This is a genomic window from Lachnoanaerobaculum gingivalis (genome assembly GCF_003862475.1).
GTDB classification, from domain to species: domain Bacteria; phylum Bacillota; class Clostridia; order Lachnospirales; family Lachnospiraceae; genus Lachnoanaerobaculum; species Lachnoanaerobaculum gingivalis.
The window spans coordinates 497,099-514,084 of sequence record NZ_RRCO01000001.1; the positions used below are offsets into that span (position 1 = coordinate 497,099).

Below are 16,986 nucleotides of genomic sequence, written 5' to 3' on the forward strand. Positions count from 1 at the left end.
TCTCCTACTAAAAGAACCAAATTCGTAATTGCATCATGGCAATAATAAACACTCCGAAAAACATCAGTGTATTTATGGAATACTTAAGCACCCTACCGATAAATAATATAAAAATCTTCTGGTATGCCTCTCTTATATGGCTGTTTAGAGCTGCAGTCAGATTGTAATCAATATCTTCACTGTCCGACTTATCAAGGCCCACTTCAACAATATAATAGATTTCCAGCTCATCCATACATGCTTTGCAACTCCTTACATGTTGCAAAAAATCTCTTGTTTCCTCCATTGAAAGCTCATCATGTATAAAGGGTATAATGAGCTTTCTGGCTTCTCTGCAAGTCATTTTATGACATTTCCTTAACCCTTTGTGAAATGTTCTCTTTAAAGTTTATAACATCATGGTCGTATTCGGTATCCATAAGTGATGATGTTATTATAAAGTCCGCACTGGATTTGTTTATAGCCATAGGTACATCATATACCTGAACTATACGAAGCAGTGCCTTCACATCAGGGTCATGAGGTGCCGCAGTGAGCGGATCTGTAAAGAATATAACAAAGTCAATCTTTCCTTCCACTATTCTTGCACCTATCTGCTGGTCTCCGCCAAGAGGACCTGAATTGTATCCCTTTACGGTAAGACCTGTTTTTTCGGTTATAAGTCTGGCTGTAGTACCTGTTCCGTATAATTTATGTTTTGCCAAAATATCCTTATGTTCTTCACACCAGTTTATAATATCAGGCTTTTTGCCGTCATGTGCAATCAATGCAATATTTTTCTCTTTTGGTATAGTAAGTGTTACTTTATCTATATTATTCATAATGTCTCCATTCTTTAGAACGGTTTTCCACACTCCGGACAGAATTTCGGCGGATTACTCGGGTCATTTGGAGTATATCCGCAAGCCGAGCAATGAATTGGAGCCGCTACAGGCTTCGGCTCTCCGCATTCGGAGCAAAACTTTCCTGTATTGTTTCCGTGACCGTGACTGCAGGTCCATGTACCACTCGCCTGCTGAGTACCGCCCTGTTGAGATGCTACGTTTTGCTGCATAGTATTTGCCTGTCCGGCCTGATTCATCTGCTGTCTTGCCTGCTCATTTGCAGCCATCTGATAGAGTTCATTTGCATTCATTCCGCCCGTCTGAGCTGCCATATTCATGCCTGCAAATCCCATCATAGCACCGGCTGAATTTTTTGCCGCATCTCTCATAGCGTCAGCCTGTGCCGCGTTAAGGTTCGCAGCCGCCATAGATGCTTTCTGGAATACAGCTGTTCTTTGTAGCTGCTTTATGAGATCCTCATCTTCCGGTGGAATAGATATTCCGCTTATTGCAAATGAAACGATTTCAATTCCCAGTCTGTCACCCCATTCACTTGACATTATACTGTTAAGTTCATCTGAAAGTTCCTTTGTGTGATTTGGAATATCACTGTATCTGGATCCTATTCCTGAAAGTCTTCCGAATGCCGGCTGAAGTGAATCCAAAAGATCTGCAGTCATCTGCTGTAAAATCGGTCCTTCAAGCCTATAATCACCGTCTACATTTCCTGATACATTTTGATAAAAAAGCAGAGGGTCTACAACTTTAAAAGAGTAACTGCCATGACATCTGACTTTTGAATCAATATCAAGTCCGATATTTGAATCAACTATTCTATACGGTATCGGTGAAGTTGTTCCGAATTTAAATCCGGGTATCTCCTTTGTATTTACATAGTAAACTCTGGTATCTCCTGTAGCGCCTCCACCAAATACCAGTCTGTTCTTGAACTGTTCCCATGTTCTTTTAACTGTCTCTTTCAGATTACCTGCAAAAATCGTAGGTTCTTCAGTGTTACTGTAAACATATTTTCCGGTTTCCGCACAGACATCCTTTATTCTTCCGTTTTCAACAACTATCATACACTGGCCGTCTGCCACTGCAATAATAGAACCGTCAGTGATAACATTATTTGTAGATTTATTATTTGAACCTCTCTGGTCCACTCTTTTTTTACCCTTTGTTACAATTATATCCCCTTCCAGCGAATCCGCATAGAAATAGTCTCTCCATGAATCCGCCAGTACACCACCTGCCGCACCGGTTATAGCTGATATAAGTCCCATAGATTCTAACCTCCTGTTACGCTTAATCTTTAAAGCAATAATACTGTAATTATATCAATTTTTTACAATCAATACCAGTAAATCAATTCTTAAATATTTATAATCAAATAAAATTCACATACAACATTAAAAAGAGGGTGTACAAATCTAAAAATTAGTATAAAATATAAGAAAAAGAAAAAGGAGATTCACATGAAAGTAATCGATACAAAAAATGCACCGGGCGCTATAGGACCATATTCACAGGGATTTATCACAAACGGACTTGTTTTCACATCAGGACAGATTCCTGTAAACCCTGCTAACGGTGAGGTTCCTGAGGGAATCACAGCACAGACAGAGCAGAGCTGCAAGAATGTAGCCGCTATCTTGGAGGCTGCAGGTTCAGGAATGGACAAAGTTGTAAAGACAACATGTTTCCTTGCAGATATCGCTGATTTCGCTGCATTCAATGAAGTATATGCAAAGTATTTCACATCAAAGCCTGCAAGAAGCTGTTTCGCTGTAAGAGACCTTCCAAAGGGAGTTCTTTGCGAAATCGAGTGCATCGCTGAGGCATAAAATAAAATATTTTAATTATAAATCGGCTCTTTCTTGTGAAGAGTCGATTTTTTTATAAATTTTACCTCCTTTTTTGCGAATAATTCTCACTAAATATTGTCTTTTATACAGCTTATATTGTATAATAAAGCTAGGTTTCTGTGAGCTTTGTATTTGAACTTTTATTCACAGATATATAATCGATTTTATAGGAGGTTTACCTGATGGCAAACTCAACCAACAATACTGCATGGCAGCAGATTCAAAACGGAGTTTATGATACCCAAAAGCTTTTGGCGGCTCAAGAGTATAACTTGTCAATGATTAAGGCAAAACAGACTTTGGAAATCATAATAAAGCAGCTCAGCGGTCGTGATGATGACGATGAGCAGAGTATTACCGATATTATAGATTCTTTATATACAAGTAATGTTATTTCATATGACTCATTTGAACATTATCATAAAATTCGTTCCATCGGAAATAAAGCGATACTTGAAAATAATAATGAGGAATTTAATGCAACTTTTGCGTGTCAATTACTCTCGGAGGAAGTACAGACATTTATAAATGAGTACGCTCCAAGAAAAACTCGTGTATCACCTGTTGTTACACCTATCAGAAATGATAATTCTCAAAAGAGAACAAGCGGCACAAGTACTGAAGGTACTCAAAGAAAGAGAGTTGTAAAAAAATCTTCAAAGAACAAGAAAAAGCCTACAGTTAATACTGCAGACTTGACCAAGGTAATCATAGGATTTGTAATACTTATTGTTTTGATTTTATTGTTCAGATCACTTGTTCCTTCAAAGAAGAAGACCAATGCAACAAATACAACAACTACTACAGCCGTTTCATCAGACAGTACCGATACTTCGGAAACAAGTGCGGAGACTGCACCTGAGACTGCTGCAAGTGTTAAATATGTTACAACAGCAAAGTTACATGTTCGTTCTTCACCAAGTCTTGACGGTGACATACTTGCAACTTTAAATGTAGGTGTAAGTGTGGATTATGCAGGAGAACATGATGCAACCTGGTCCATTATCAATTATAACGGCGGACAGGCTTATGTAGCTACAGCTTATATTAAGCCGGCACAGTAAAACATTTATACTTAAATATAATATTTTAAAATGAGGGTGCGACTTAAAACTAAGTTACACCCTCACTCTTTATTAAAAATAAAAATCTCCGCTTTTTCCTCCGGTTTTCTCTAAAAGATGAATATCGCTTATAAGCATTCTCTTATCAATGGCTTTGCACATATCATATACTGTAAGCAGTGCAATATTTACTCCCATCAATGCTTCCATCTCCACACCTGTCTGTCCTGTAGTCTTTGCTTTTGAAAACACTACTATATCATTCCCTTCTATTTCAAAGGTTATCTTTGAACTTGTGAGATTTATATTATGGCACATGGGAATAAGCTCAGATGTTCTTTTTTGCCCCATAATGCCTGCCACCTGAGCTACCGTAAGTACATCACCCTTTTTTATCTTTTTACCCGTCACGGCTTGCATGGCTTCATCACAAAGAGTAATTCTTCCTGTTGCAATCGCAACTCTGTTTGTAATATCTTTCTCTGAAACATCTACCATTACCGCATTTTTGTTATCATCAAAATGTGTAAATTCCATATATTCTCCGTTCTATTTCAACAATAATATATTTTCTTCATCTATTTGCAGGAATTTCGGCAATCCCCTGCTGTCAATCTTTTCTTTTATATCCTTTTGCACAAGCCAGGTAATGTCTGAGCTTCCTTTTGTATATAGATAATAATTATCCTCAAAGGGCAGCTTTGCCCTACTCTTTAACTTAAACTCTATCAGATTGGTACCGGTCTCTTCCCATACAGGCACGAACTCATGAGCTCTGATTCCTATAGCATTTATATCCTTTGGCAGCTCTTTTGAAAAGTGAAATTTTATTCCCCAATCTATAGCCTCTATAGTATTATCTGAAATATATCTTATATCAGAAATATTTTTACACCCTGTAAGTATTGCCGTTAATTTTGTCTCAGGGTATTTAAATATTTTCTTTGTATTTCCAATATTTGAAATCTTACCTGCATCGATTACCATAGTACTGTCACAAAACCTGTATACCTCATCTCTTGAATGTGAAACGAATATTGCACTGCCTTCAAAGTCTTTTAGAATCTGTGCTATTTCTTCCTGTATATGATCTCTAAGATAAATATCAAGTGCAGAAAATGCCTCATCAAACAGTAATGCTTTCGGCTTTCTGATAAGTATCCTTGCCATTGCAACTCTTGCCGCCTGACCTCCGCTTATCTTATTCGGTTTTGAATCCTTTATCTTTGTGAGTTCAAACTTCTCAAGAAACTTGTCTACATCAGCTCTCTCAGGCTTACCAAGACCTATAACTATATTTTCATACACTGTAAGATTTGGAAAAAGTGCATAGTTTTGAAAGCAATATCCTATGTTTCTATCCTTAGGTTTTATATCTATTTTTTTCTCCGAATCAAAAAGTATCTTATCATCAAGCTTTATATAACCCTTGTCGGGCTTTTCAATACCGGCAAGCATTTTTAAAATCATACTTTTTCCGGCTCCTGACCCCCCAAGTATTCCTATTCTGTTGCTTTCAATCTTACATTCTATATCCAAAGTGAAATTATTAAGTTTCTTTTTTATATTTAATTCAAGCATACTACCTCTGTATATACTCCATCAAAAGCATTATTAAAAAGGCGATAAACAGCACAATACCTACCCATATTCCGGCTTCAAGATAGCTCTGATTTTGTACAAGATAAGCTATCTGCTGTGATATTGTGGAAGTTTTCCCGGATATATTGCCGGCAAGCATGGATGTCGCACCATACTCTCCTATCGCTCTTGCAAAGCTTAAAATTGCACCTGAAAAAAGTGACGGTGATGTTATAGGACATACCACTTTAAAGAAAATCTGAAACTCCGACAGCCCCAAGGTTCTGCCTGCATATATAAGATTCTTATCCAGTTGTAAAAAGGCCGACTTGGCATTCTTATACATTAGCGGAAAAGCTATAATAAATGCCGCAAGCACGCAACCTATAAAGCTTTGCACTATCTTTATCTGAAAATTATTGTATAAAAAAATACCTACCGGTCTTCTTCGGCTAAATATAAGAAGCAGAAAAAATCCCACTACAGTAGGCGGAAGTACCATCGGCAGTGTAAGTATGCTGTCAAATACCGCCATTATCCTTTTGTTCATATATAGACTGACATAGGCAAGTCCCACACCCAGAAAAAAACATATTATTGTAGAAAGAAGCCCTATTTTTAGGGTTATAAAAAAAGGGCTCCAGTCTAAATGTGCTAAAACATTACTCATATAAATATTTTTCAAATACCTTCTTTGCATCATCTGACTTCAAGTAATCATAGAACTTGTCAGCTTCCGCACTTATCTTCTCATCAGCTTCGTCATTATTTACTCTTGCTATAGGATATGTGATTTTTCCGCTGAGACTCTCATCTACTTTTTCAATAATCTTAACATCATCTTTTCCATAAGTATCTGTAACATATACAAATCCTACTTCACCAAATCCCTCTACAACAGATAAAAGTGTCTTTGTAACGTTTGAGTTTTCAATTACTTCAAGTCCAAGCTTGTCCTGAAGCTCGGCACCGGTGCTTTCCTTGCTTATACCAAGGTCAGGATAAGCCTTTGAAAGCGCCTCTCTTGCATATGCACCGGCAGGAACACTTGACTCACCGATTGATATTGACTTGGCATCCTTTATATTTGCAATACCTGTAACCTTTGTGTCTGAATCCTTAGGAGCTACTATACAAAGCTTATTGTGAAGCAGATCCACATCAGTTCCTTCTTTGATAAATCCACCTTCTTTTAACTTCTCCATCTGCTTCTTACCTGCACTAAAGAAGATATCACATGCAAATCCTTCCTCAATCTGGGTCTGAAGTTTACCTGATGAATCTGTATTTAAAGCAATCTTTACATCCGGATTAGCCTTATTGTATTCAGCAATGATTTCTTCCATTGCACCCTTAAGTGATGCTGCCGCAAATACATTGATTGCTGATGCATCTGCTGTGTTCTCAGCTTTTGTTGTTTCTTCACTCGCCTTAGTTTCTTCTGCTTTTGACTCTGCAGTTGTTGTGGTTTCAGACGCTGTGGTTTCTGTGGCCTTTTGTCCGCCACATCCTACTAATGTCAATGCGGCTACCACGCCCAAAACTTTACAAATGTTTTTTAATCTCATATTTTCTCCCTTTTATCTTTAATTTGTCTCTCTACCGCTTAATATTCCAAGTCCGTGCTTTAGCGGTGTCATTATATAATCAATGTTCTCTTTGCAGGCTTTCGGACTTCCCGGTAAATTTATTATCAGAGTGTTTCCTCTTATTCCGGCAGTTTGACGGCTTAACATAGCCTTTGGTGTAATAGTAAGAGAATAGGCTCTAAGCGCCTCTCCTATACCCGGAACTTCTCTTTCCACAACCTGCTTGGTTGCTTCAGGAGTAACATCTCTTTTTGAAAATCCGGTTCCGCCTGTGGTAAATACCAGATCCGCCTGTCTTTGATCACTGAAATACAACAGCTTTTTAGCTATTTGCCCCTTTTCATCCGGAACTATTACATAATCTATGACTTCCATTCCGGCAGCTTCCACCAGTTCCTTTATCATAGGACCTGATTTATCCTCATATTCTCCCTTTGAAGCTCTGTCAGAAATGGTAATTATACCCACTCTGTACGGACCTTCTTCTTTTTCAATAACTTTTATTTTCTCTCCTTTTTGTACAACTCCCCCTTTTAATACTTCTGCAAATATGCCTTCTCTTGGCATAATACAGTCCCCCATTTTTTTATATATATTGCAATGGCTGTGACATTCCTTGCCTATCTGTGTAACTTTTAGTTTTGCCTCTCCTATTTCAAGGACAGTTCCCACAGGCAAACTTCTAAGGTCTACGCCACCCACAATTATATTCTCACCGAATGCTCCGAAATCTACTTCGGCGCCTTTTTTTCTGAAAGCATCTATTTTTTCAAATGCCAATAAACTTACCTGTCTATGCCATTTGCCTGCATGTGCATCTCCCTCGATGCCCCAGTCTTCTTTTAATACAATTTTTTCTACTTCTGTTTTCTCAGTGCCTTTTTTCTCACTGATACATACCGCTAAAACTTCTATATTATTTTCCATTACCCACCTATTTCTACCATATCTTTCATTTCACTGATCTTTGACAAGTCTTCAAAAGCATGAGCTTCGGGCTTTCCTGCTATACATTCTCTGATTTTTTCTTTTAATATACTGTGCTTTTTTTCAGATCCGATTTCAGTATTTTTTAAAATATCCTTTACATCAATATTTGATTCATAACAAAGACATGGTTTTAGTTTTCCTGTAGATGTAAATCTGATTCTGTTACAATTGTCGCAAAATTTTCCGTGAATTGCACTGATAAATCCTATAGAACCGTTAAATCCTTCAAGCTTTATATACTTTGCAGGACCGTTGCCGTGCTTTTTATTATCCTCTGCGACATTGTATCTTTCTTTTATTCTTTCAAGGATCTCGATATTACTTACTCCTGTCGATTCCTTGCCATGCCCTATTGGCATCATCTCTATAAATCTGATATTTAATTTGTCATTCCTTGCAAGCTCTATAATATCAAAGAGCTCATCATCATTTACACCCTTTTGTATTACTGTATTTATCTTCGTGCTTATTCCTGCATTTATAGCTTCTTTTATACCTGACATTACATCATTTAATGCATCAACACCGGTAATTTGTTTAAATTTCTCTCTATTAAGAGTATCCAGACTTATATTTACACTTGAAAGTCCCGCTTTCTTTAAATCTTTAGCGAGTTTTTCAAGGTAAAAACCGTTTGTTGTCATTGTAATATCTTTTATATTTTCAAGCTTGTAAAGCTTTTTTATAAAATCAACTATACCGTCTCTTATAAGAGGCTCACCACCTGTAATCTTATACTTTGTAATACCGCATTCGCTTGCCGCAAATGCCACTTCATATATTTCATCCAGGCTTAGAGTCTCTTCCACTTTTTTTGTTTCAGGCATACAGTATGTGCATCTGAAATTGCATCTGTTGGTAACTGAGATTCTCATATAGTCAATTTTTCTATTGTAACAATCTCTCATATTTAATCTTAAACAAGTTCAAGAAGTACTTCTATTCTTCCGCCGCAAACCATACCTTCAATGCTCGCTTCATCATCTGTAAGATCCACATTTAATAAATATGGTTGCATATCATCATCTTTTTTAAGTATATCTTCTACCTTGACCATAATGTCATGTTCAGCCTTTCCTCCGCCGATAGTTCCGACAAAGCTGCCATCTTTTAAAAACAATGCCTTTGCTCCGACACCTCTTGGCGCAGAACCTTTTTTTCCTACTATAGTAGCCATGACCATTCTTTCAGCACTGCTCTCTATTTTCTCAAGCATTCCGTCTATATAGCCGACATTCTTATTCTTTGCATTTTTTACAGATATTATCTCGGCAAAAATTGAAATAGCTATCTCTACAGGAGTCTCTGAATTTATATCAAGTCCTATCGGACTATAGATTTCATCTATCTTCTTTTCATCATAGCCCTCACTTCTGATGGCATCAAGTACAAAGCCTACTCTTCTCTTTGCACCCATAAGTCCTACATAGGCATATGGTTTCTTAAGAATTTCTCTGATACATTCTTTATCCCACTGATGCCCTCTTGTCACTACTACAAAATATGTATCATAGTCGGATTCAAATTTTGAAAGTGCTGATGAAAAATCCTCACAACAAACTCTGTCAGCCCCTGCATTCTTTGCTTTGGCTGCAAATTCTTCTCTATCCTCTACAACTACCATCTCAAAGCCAAGCATCTGACCTATCTTAATCATAGCAATACTTGTGTGACCGGCACCGCAGATTACAATCTTGCTTGTATTACATATATGCTCTACATATACTCTGTTACCGGCTATCTCTACCATACCGGATTTATTTATTTCCTTTATCTGTTCAAGATTTTCCTTGAAAAAGCTTGTATCCTTACTTATCCATACAAGCTCTCCCTCTCTTATCACAGCCTTGCTGCCATAATCTTTATCACCTAATGATGTAAATACAAATGTTCTTAATCCTTTTTTCTTTGACTCAGCTATAACTTTGTATAATTCCTTCTCCATATACTCGCTCCTTTAAAAATTTATGACACACCAAATGAACAATTCGGGAATATACATACCGGACAATGCATGCAGTATCCGCCTACTCCTAGGCAGTCAATATCAGACTTTTCCACCTTTTCCCCTGCCATAATTCTTGGCAATACAATATCAAATATTGTTTTCTTCTCATACATTACACAGCCGGGTAGCCCCATAAATGTAATATTTTCATTTTCACCGCCGTAAGCCAGCATAAACATGGCACCCGGAAGTACAGGTGCACCGTAAGTAATAACTCTGCTTGCATTCTGTCCTATAGCATAAGGTGTCTTATCGTCAGGATCCACACTCATTCCGCCTGTACAAAGAACAATATCCACTCCTGCCGCCATAACCTTTTTGATGCACTCTATTTCCATTTCCACATCATCACTGCTTATCTCATGTGCTATAACTTCGGCACCATATTCTTTCATTTTGTTTATAACCACAGGTGTAAAGGTATCCTTTATTCTTCCGTAGTAAACTTCATTACCTGTAGTTACTATTCCGACTTTCATTTGTTTATATGGTAAAAGTTCAAAGAGAGGCTTATCTCCCACAATTTCCTTTGCCTTTTCCATTTTTTCTTTTTCTATAATAAGCGGTATAACTCTCATACCTGCAAGATGCTGACCGGCTTTCACAGGGAAGTTATCATGTATACTCGCAATCATCATCTCACCAAGTGAATTAAGCTTGTTGATTCTTTCCTTATCTATCTTTAAAAGTCCGTCACATTCTGCAATCAACTCGACCTTACCTTCTTTTATATCCGGATCTCTTGTAAGATGTTCATTCTTACACATATCATAAAGCATCAGTGCCGCATCATTTTCATGCAGCATATTTTCATTTACTTCCCAGATATAGATATGATCCTTACCAACTGAAAGCAGTACTTCCACATCTTCTTCTCTAATAATATGTCCTTTTCTGAATACAGGACCTTTTTTCTCACCTTTTATAATCTGTGTTATATCATGACAGAGCATATGCCCTACGGCATCTTTTGTATCAATAAGTCGCATATTTCCCCTTCTATATTCCGTAACGGTTTGAGCCAATCCGCCACACCAATTTTTATCTACATTAAAGCATTATACTATAAAATCAATAAAAGCGCCATGATTTATTTAAATACAGAATAAATCATGGCGTCTAAAAACTATGTTATTATAAAAATTTCTGATACGGCTTTCTTTCTAAGAACTTACCTTCAGGAGTATCTTTGATTTTGTTATTGTCAACCACTTCACTACCTCTTAAGAATACCTTATCTATATGTCCGCTCAAAACCTTACCCTCAAGCGGTGCATAGTCACATTTTGAAACCTGAGTAGCGGCAGTAATCTTAGTCTGTGCATCAGGATCTAATATGACGATATCGGCATCAAAGCCTTCCTCTATGAATCCCTTTCTGTCATAAAGTCCGTAGAGTTTTGCAGGGTTCTCACAAAGTACTTCACACATCTTTTCTACACTGATTCTACCCGCGGCAACACCTTCGGAGTACATCACAATACCTCTTGTCTCTACACCCGGCATACCTCCCGGAATCTTTCTGAAATCTTCCATTCCAAGTTTCTTTTGCTCAGATGTGAAAGAACAGTGATCTGTTGCTACAGTTTGAATTTCTCCGTCTGCAATAGCCTTCCAAAGCTCATCAATATCGGACTGTTCTCTAAGTGGTGGTGCTATAACATACTTAGCTCCTTCAAATCCCGGCAACTCGTACAGACTGTTGGTCATAGTAAGATACTGTGGACAGGTCTCCGCATATACCTTCTGTCCTCTTTCTCTTGCCGCCCTTATCTCATCAAGTCCTTCCTTACAGGTCAGATGGACATCAATTATATCGCTCCCCGCAACCTCTGCAAGGTGAAGTATTCTGTTAATAGCCTCAGCCTCGGCTGCAGCCGGTCTGGTCTTATAATGAGATGAAACCTTACTCTGTAATCCTGCTTCCACAAATTCCTGCTGAAGCGCAAATATAAGTCCGGCATTCTCACAGTGTACTCCGGTAATGGCTCCTACTTCCTTAAGCCTTTGTAGTACTTCAAAAGCCTCATTGTCATGCAGAAGAATGTCATATGTCAGATAAATTTTAAAAGTGGTAACTCCTCTGTCCATCATATCCTGACACTGACGTTTTGCCTCCTCATTCCAGTCACTGATTGACATATGTATTCCATAGTCACAGAATACTCCGTCTTTAGCCTTATTAAGCCAATTGTCCATGCCTTCGTTAAGAGTTTCTCCCTTATATTGGGTGCCGAAATCGATAATAGTTGTAGTTCCACCGCTTATCGCAGCTCTTGTTCCTGAATAGAAGTCATCACATGTAACTGTACCTGCAACATGCAAGTCAAAATGTGTATGTGCATCAATAAATCCGGGGAATATAAGCTTACCGGAAGCATCTATAACCTTTGTATCTTCATCAAGCTTAGCTACTTCACCGTTTTTAAATACTTTGCTTATTTTCTCATTTTCAATAAGTATGTCTGCAACAAAGCTTTCTTTGGAATTTACTATTTTTCCACCCTTAATAAAAACTCTCTTCATATTATCTCCTTACATAGCAAAATATGCCACTTTTTAGGGTGGCATATCTTAACTATATCATATTTTATCTCAGTCTATATTATAGGAGCAAATACTCATATTCATTATAGATAGTGTCGATAAGTTCAGCATATCTATAATTGAGCTTGTCATTGCTCTCACCTATTCTATATACAAGATTTTGTCCGTCAATTCTTACCTTAACATCCTTGCTTCCCTTAACGATTACAAAACCGTCATTCTCTGAATCAAGCATATCTGCTTCGCTTGCGAATAATGTAAGCTTATCCTTATATGGTGCAGAAGCGTATGGACAGAATGTCTCACAGTTACCGCACTCATTGCACATATAATCCACATGAACTATCTGATGGCTACCCTTTACATTAACATATACATTAGCTCTGTTTGGACAAACCTCTGTACAATTCTCACAAATATAGTCACAAGCTAAACATCTGTTGTCAGCCTTCTTCTCCTCTACCTCTTCAAGGATTCCTCTGTATGAGTATACCTTCTCGTCAGTAGTATCGGAAATCTTAAGCTCACCGATTGCATGATTTACAATAGCCTCGCAAACCTTCTTACTGTCGGCAATAGCCTTTACGATAACAGATGCACCCTTTGCACCGTCACCTGCCGCATATACTCCCTTAACATTTGTCTCGAAAGTAACAGGATCGAGTATAGGAAGGTTCTTTTTGTCAATCTCGATACCGTTGCTTGTGTAGAAATCACCTCTTACACTCTCACCGATTGATGCGATAAGTGTATCACATGGCAATTCAACAAGCTCATCTGTTTCCTTAACACCTCTTCTACCGCTTGCATCAGGCTCACCAAGTACATTCTTTGCACATATAAGTTTTCCGTTCTTGAATGATTTTGGAGATACAAGTGTAACAAACTCTACGCCGTCCTCAATTGCCTCGTGAAGTTCTTCCTCATCAGCAGGCATATATCTTGCATTTCTTCTGTATGCAAGGTATACATTCTTAACGCCCGGAACTCTCTTGGCAGCTCTTGCAACGTCCATAGCGGTGTTTCCACCACCTACAACGATAACATTCTCACCAAGATCCATCTTTCCTTCAGTCTTTTTGAAGTCCTCTAAGAAGTGAAGTGCATTGATTGCCTTTCCTTCTTCAAGCTCAAGCGGAAGCTCCTTATGTGCACCGATTGCAAGAATAACCTTATCAAAGCCTTCAGCCTTAAGTGCATTTATATCATCAATTCTCTTGTTTGTAACAAACTTTGCTCCGTAAGCCTTTGCAAGCTCTACGTCTCTTTGGATATCGTCAGCAGGAATTCTGAATCCCGGAATGATGTTTGCAACAACACCACCCATAGTATCTCTCTCATCAAATACAGTAACATCCACACCTTCTCTTGCAAGGAAGAATGCAGCTGCGATACCTGCAGGACCGCCACCTACTACAGCAACCTTTAAGTTCTTCTTATCAGCGCTCTTTAAAGTAGGTACAACCTTTTCAAATGCGTTCTGTGCAGCAATAAGCTTATTTCTTCTAATCTGCACATCAGTCTCATAGTGATTTCTTGTACAAGCACTCTGACATGTATGTGTACAGATATGACCTGTCATGAACGGAAGCGGGTTCTTCTCTAATATAACATTGAGAGCATCCTCATACTTTCCTTCATTAACAAGGATTCCGTAAGCTGTAATATCCTGATTGATAGGACATCTGTTTACACAAGGTGCCATATAGCAATCAAGGTAAGGAACCTTCTTATCAGCCTTTCTGTTTGGAAGCGGCTTAACAGGCTTAACGTGATGCTTATCACTTCTAACGTCTGAAACAAGCTTCTCAAGAGCCTCTACATCAATTCCTGACCAAGCCTTGATTTCAGGCTTTTCAAGTTTCTCTGACATCTCAATAAATCTCTGATATCCTCCCGGTTTTAAGATAGTGGTTGCCACTGTTACAGGCCAGATTCCACTACCTACAACCTTATCTATATTGAAGTAATCACAACCACCCGAGTAAGCGATTCTCAGCTTACCGTTAAAGCTTCTTGAAAGATTTCTGGCAACTAAGAGTGATAACGGGTACAATGACTTTCCTGACATATACATTTCCTGTGATGGAAGCTCATTATTCTTAACATCAACAGGGAATGTGTTGGTGATCTTAACACCGAACTCCAAGCCCTTTGAAGAAGCAAGTGCCATAAGTCTTTCTAACATAGGAACCGCATCTGAATACTGTAAATCCTCTTTAAAGTGAAGATCTGTAAACGCAATATAGTCATATCCCATGCTGTCAAGCATCTCTCTTGCAACTTCATATCCGAGAAGTGTAGGGTTACATTTTACGAATGTATTTAATCCCTTTTCTGTAATAAGATATGATGCAATAGCCTCGATCTCCTGTGGAGGACATCCGTGCAATGTGGATACTGTTACGGAATTTACAATATCAGGAGTAATAGCATCAAGATCAGCCTTTGTAAACTTCTTGAATTTGCTTAAATTCTTCTCAAGGTATTCCTTACACTCTTTGTATATAGGTGTTTCTGAAGCATCCATCATTCCGTTGATGAAATTATCAACCTTAGGAAGCTTAATACCTGCAAGGTCATAACCTACGGAGATATTGAACTGGAAGCCGTCGCTGCCGCCAAGATCCCATTCTTTTGAGATAACCTTAAGTGCAAACCAACCCTTGATGTACTCATCAAAAGCCTCCTGAACTGTAAGCTCTGTAGACCACTCACAGTTGTAGCACTCATCCTCAGCTGTAATACATGGCTTAGCAACGCAAGCTGCAAGCTCTCTACCGTCCATCTTCTGAACTGTCTTAAGCTCGAAGAATCTTGCACCTGCATAATATCCTGCGATAATATTCTGTGCAAGCTGTGTATGAGGACCTGCTGCAGGACCTATCTGTGTCTCCAATTTTCTTCCGAAAATAGTGTAAAATTTATTCTTATCAGCCTTATAAGCTTTCTTTACTCCGTAACAGGAGCCTTCTTTTTCCATCTCCTCAAGGAGTCTTTCCATGATCCTATTAAAAGGAATCGGTGTCATTATATCGCCCATTATGCATTTCCCCTTCCATTGATCTTATTTGCAAGTCTCATAGCGCCTTCTCTTACCTTAGCAAGTACTTCCTTTTCATCAATGTGAAGAAGTTCTCTATCTTTCATCAAGATATTTCCGTTTGCAATTGTAGTTCTGACATCTTTTCCGCATACTCCGAACAACAGATGACTGTTGATATTTGAAGCGGTCATAGGTGTATTCGGTGTATAATCAACAACGATAACATCCGCTGCTGCGCCCGGCTTTAATACTCCAAGCGGCTTCTTAAAGTATCTGTTTGCAATATTTGCATTGTACTCAAAAAGCATCTTCGGAACTTCGCCCCAAGCCGCATTAGGATCGCATAAATGGTGCTTATGAAGCACATTTGCAACTTTCCATGACTCTAAAACGTCATGTGTATAGCCGTCACTTCCGAGTCCGCATACAATTCCTCTGTGAACAAGTTCCATTGTTGGAGGGCATCCGCAGGCGTTACCCATGTTTGACTCAGGGTTATGTACTACACAAGTGTTTGTATCTCTGATAAGATCCATTTCATGTGGGTTAATATAAATACAGTGTGCAAGCAATGACTTATCGCCAAGAACCTTCCAGTCATATAATCTGTCAACAATTCTTTGGTTGTGTACTTTCAAGCATGAATGCAAATCTTCGATACCTTCTGCCACGTGGATATGACATCCTATATCTTCAGGCTTTCTTGACATAGCATATTCCATTGACTTGTCAGAAATTGTGAAGCTTGCATGCATTCCCATCATACCTGCAATCATGTCTGAATCGTCTTTTTTTGCATGATTTGCAAAATCGACATTTTCCTTAACGGCAGCCTTCATCTTGTCTTCACCATCACGATCTGATATCTCATAGCAAAGACAGCTTCTAACTCCTGTCTCTCTCGCAGCCTTTTCAATAGCAAAAAGGCTTCCCTCGATCTCACCGAAGCTTGCATGATGATCAAAAATAGTTGTAACACCATTCTTGATACAATCAATGTAAGTGGTCATAGCAGAAAGATATGTGAGCTCGTTATCTAAATTTCTGTCAATAGTCCACCATAAGCCGTCCAGGATCTCTAAGAATCCGTTTGGGTTGTAACCATTGATGCTCATGCCTCTTGCCATTGCAGAATAAATATGCTCGTGTGTGTTGATGAATGCCGGCATTATGAGCCCGCCCTTTGCATCCACGAAAGTTGCATCCGCATATTTTTCCTTCAAATCACGGTAGTTTCCAACCTCTAAAACTGTGTTGCCATCCAGTACTACAGACCCATCTTCAATCAATGGCTGTTCCTGATTTCCAGTAACTACCCTTCCATTACCAATTAGTAGCATTGTAAATCTCCTCTCTGAATTATGCAGTTTTAATTACAAAAACCTAATAATGTAGCTTGTATTTTAACATTTTTCTATAAGCTTTTCAATACTTATCTAATTATATTTTATTATTTATAAAATATTTTA

The 16,986-nt window shown here is 38.3% G+C and carries 16 protein-coding genes; 2 read left to right on the forward strand and 14 right to left on the reverse strand.

Annotated features, from left to right (window positions below; all coding sequences use genetic code 11):
* Positions 1 to 7 precede the first annotated feature (7 nt).
* Genes EHV10_RS02285 through EHV10_RS02295 form a run of 3 tightly spaced genes read right to left on the reverse strand, consistent with a single transcriptional unit; the run spans position 8 to position 2,110 of the window.
* On the reverse strand, positions 8 to 343 hold the full coding sequence (locus EHV10_RS02285) for a zf-HC2 domain-containing protein (protein ID WP_128673226.1): 336 nt from the start codon (positions 341 to 343) through the stop codon (positions 8 to 10).
* 1 nt (position 344) lies between these two features.
* A complete protein-coding gene (locus EHV10_RS02290) occupies positions 345 to 821 on the reverse strand; it encodes a methylglyoxal synthase (protein WP_128673227.1) in 477 nt (158 codons plus the stop codon).
* 14 nt (positions 822 to 835) lie between these two features.
* Positions 836 to 2,110 (reverse strand): SPFH domain-containing protein, encoded by a 1,275-nt coding sequence (locus EHV10_RS02295; protein WP_128673228.1) that lies wholly within the window; start codon positions 2,108 to 2,110, stop codon positions 836 to 838.
* Between the two features lie 192 nt (positions 2,111 to 2,302).
* Here EHV10_RS02295 and EHV10_RS02300 point away from each other — a divergent pair, with 192 nt between their 5' ends.
* Entirely contained in the window at positions 2,303 to 2,671 is a 369-nt protein-coding gene (locus tag EHV10_RS02300; RefSeq protein ID WP_007596054.1) for a RidA family protein, read from the forward strand.
* Positions 2,672 to 2,874: 203 nt separating this feature from the next.
* Entirely contained in the window at positions 2,875 to 3,756 is an 882-nt protein-coding gene (locus EHV10_RS02305) for an SH3 domain-containing protein (RefSeq protein WP_128673229.1), read from the forward strand.
* 72 nt (positions 3,757 to 3,828) lie between these two features.
* Here EHV10_RS02305 and moaC read toward each other — a convergent pair whose 3' ends face one another.
* The 11 genes from moaC to ssnA form a co-directional block, all read right to left on the reverse strand.
* Positions 3,829 to 4,293: a cyclic pyranopterin monophosphate synthase MoaC gene (gene moaC, locus EHV10_RS02310; RefSeq protein ID WP_128673230.1), complete on the reverse strand. Its 465-nt coding sequence runs from the start codon at positions 4,291 to 4,293 to the stop codon at positions 3,829 to 3,831.
* A gap of 12 nt (positions 4,294 to 4,305) precedes the next feature.
* Positions 4,306 to 5,337 carry a sulfate/molybdate ABC transporter ATP-binding protein gene (locus tag EHV10_RS02315; protein ID WP_128673231.1) on the reverse strand — a complete coding sequence of 344 codons (1,032 nt, stop codon included), beginning with the start codon at positions 5,335 to 5,337 and terminating at the stop codon, positions 4,306 to 4,308.
* A gap of 1 nt (position 5,338) precedes the next feature.
* Positions 5,339 to 6,007, reverse strand: a complete 669-nt coding sequence (gene modB / locus EHV10_RS02320) for a molybdate ABC transporter permease subunit (RefSeq protein ID WP_128673583.1) — start codon at positions 6,005 to 6,007, stop codon at positions 5,339 to 5,341.
* Positions 6,000 to 6,905 (reverse strand): molybdate ABC transporter substrate-binding protein, encoded by a 906-nt coding sequence (gene modA / locus EHV10_RS02325; RefSeq protein WP_128673232.1) that lies wholly within the window; start codon positions 6,903 to 6,905, stop codon positions 6,000 to 6,002. The genes modB and modA overlap by 8 nt, the downstream gene beginning before the upstream one ends.
* Before the next feature lie 18 nt (positions 6,906 to 6,923).
* Positions 6,924 to 7,853, reverse strand: coding sequence for a molybdopterin adenylyltransferase (gene mog, locus EHV10_RS02330; RefSeq protein ID WP_128673233.1), 930 nt, complete (start codon positions 7,851 to 7,853; stop codon positions 6,924 to 6,926).
* On the reverse strand, positions 7,853 to 8,824 hold the full coding sequence (gene moaA / locus EHV10_RS02335) for a GTP 3',8-cyclase MoaA (protein WP_128673234.1): 972 nt from the start codon (positions 8,822 to 8,824) through the stop codon (positions 7,853 to 7,855). Before moaA ends, mog begins: the two co-directional genes overlap by 1 nt.
* Positions 8,825 to 8,832: 8 nt before the next feature.
* Positions 8,833 to 9,861: an XdhC family protein gene (locus EHV10_RS02340; protein ID WP_128673235.1), complete on the reverse strand. Its 1,029-nt coding sequence runs from the start codon at positions 9,859 to 9,861 to the stop codon at positions 8,833 to 8,835.
* Between the two features lie 20 nt (positions 9,862 to 9,881).
* Positions 9,882 to 10,913 (reverse strand): molybdopterin-binding protein, encoded by a 1,032-nt coding sequence (locus tag EHV10_RS02345; RefSeq protein WP_128673236.1) that lies wholly within the window; start codon positions 10,911 to 10,913, stop codon positions 9,882 to 9,884.
* Positions 10,914 to 11,058: 145 nt separating this feature from the next.
* The gene (hydA, locus tag EHV10_RS02350) at positions 11,059 to 12,450 is read right to left on the reverse strand and encodes a dihydropyrimidinase (RefSeq protein ID WP_128673237.1); all 1,392 of its coding nucleotides are present in this window, start codon (positions 12,448 to 12,450) and stop codon (positions 11,059 to 11,061) included.
* Between the two features lie 79 nt (positions 12,451 to 12,529).
* A complete protein-coding gene (gene ygfK / locus EHV10_RS02355; RefSeq protein WP_128673238.1) occupies positions 12,530 to 15,514 on the reverse strand; it encodes a putative selenate reductase subunit YgfK in 2,985 nt (994 codons plus the stop codon).
* A complete protein-coding gene (gene ssnA / locus EHV10_RS02360; RefSeq protein WP_128673239.1) occupies positions 15,514 to 16,857 on the reverse strand; it encodes a putative aminohydrolase SsnA in 1,344 nt (447 codons plus the stop codon). The genes ygfK and ssnA overlap by 1 nt, the downstream gene beginning before the upstream one ends.
* Positions 16,858 to 16,986: the final 129 nt, after the last annotated feature.

Excerpts from the sequence above, each read along its gene's own strand:
- EHV10_RS02285 (WP_128673226.1), bottom strand. The coding sequence starts at position 343 with ATGACTTGCAGAGAAGCCAGAAAGCTCATTATACCCTTTATACATGAT.
- EHV10_RS02290 (WP_128673227.1), bottom strand. The coding sequence starts at position 821 with ATGAATAATATAGATAAAGTAACACTTACTATACCAAAAGAGAAAAAT.
- EHV10_RS02295 (WP_128673228.1), bottom strand. The coding sequence starts at position 2,110 with ATGGGACTTATATCAGCTATAACCGGTGCGGCAGGTGGTGTACTGGCG.
- EHV10_RS02300 (WP_007596054.1), top strand. The coding sequence starts at position 2,303 with ATGAAAGTAATCGATACAAAAAATGCACCGGGCGCTATAGGACCATAT.
- EHV10_RS02305 (WP_128673229.1), top strand. The coding sequence starts at position 2,875 with ATGGCAAACTCAACCAACAATACTGCATGGCAGCAGATTCAAAACGGA.
- moaC (WP_128673230.1), bottom strand. The coding sequence starts at position 4,293 with ATGGAATTTACACATTTTGATGATAACAAAAATGCGGTAATGGTAGAT.
- EHV10_RS02315 (WP_128673231.1), bottom strand. The coding sequence starts at position 5,337 with ATGCTTGAATTAAATATAAAAAAGAAACTTAATAATTTCACTTTGGAT.
- modB (WP_128673583.1), bottom strand. The coding sequence starts at position 6,007 with ATGAGTAATGTTTTAGCACATTTAGACTGGAGCCCTTTTTTTATAACC.
- modA (WP_128673232.1), bottom strand. The coding sequence starts at position 6,905 with ATGAGATTAAAAAACATTTGTAAAGTTTTGGGCGTGGTAGCCGCATTG.
- mog (WP_128673233.1), bottom strand. The coding sequence starts at position 7,853 with ATGGAAAATAATATAGAAGTTTTAGCGGTATGTATCAGTGAGAAAAAA.
- moaA (WP_128673234.1), bottom strand. The coding sequence starts at position 8,824 with ATGAGAGATTGTTACAATAGAAAAATTGACTATATGAGAATCTCAGTT.
- EHV10_RS02340 (WP_128673235.1), bottom strand. The coding sequence starts at position 9,861 with ATGGAGAAGGAATTATACAAAGTTATAGCTGAGTCAAAGAAAAAAGGA.
- EHV10_RS02345 (WP_128673236.1), bottom strand. The coding sequence starts at position 10,913 with ATGCGACTTATTGATACAAAAGATGCCGTAGGGCATATGCTCTGTCAT.
- hydA (WP_128673237.1), bottom strand. The coding sequence starts at position 12,450 with ATGAAGAGAGTTTTTATTAAGGGTGGAAAAATAGTAAATTCCAAAGAA.
- ygfK (WP_128673238.1), bottom strand. The coding sequence starts at position 15,514 with ATGGGCGATATAATGACACCGATTCCTTTTAATAGGATCATGGAAAGA.
- ssnA (WP_128673239.1), bottom strand. The coding sequence starts at position 16,857 with ATGCTACTAATTGGTAATGGAAGGGTAGTTACTGGAAATCAGGAACAG.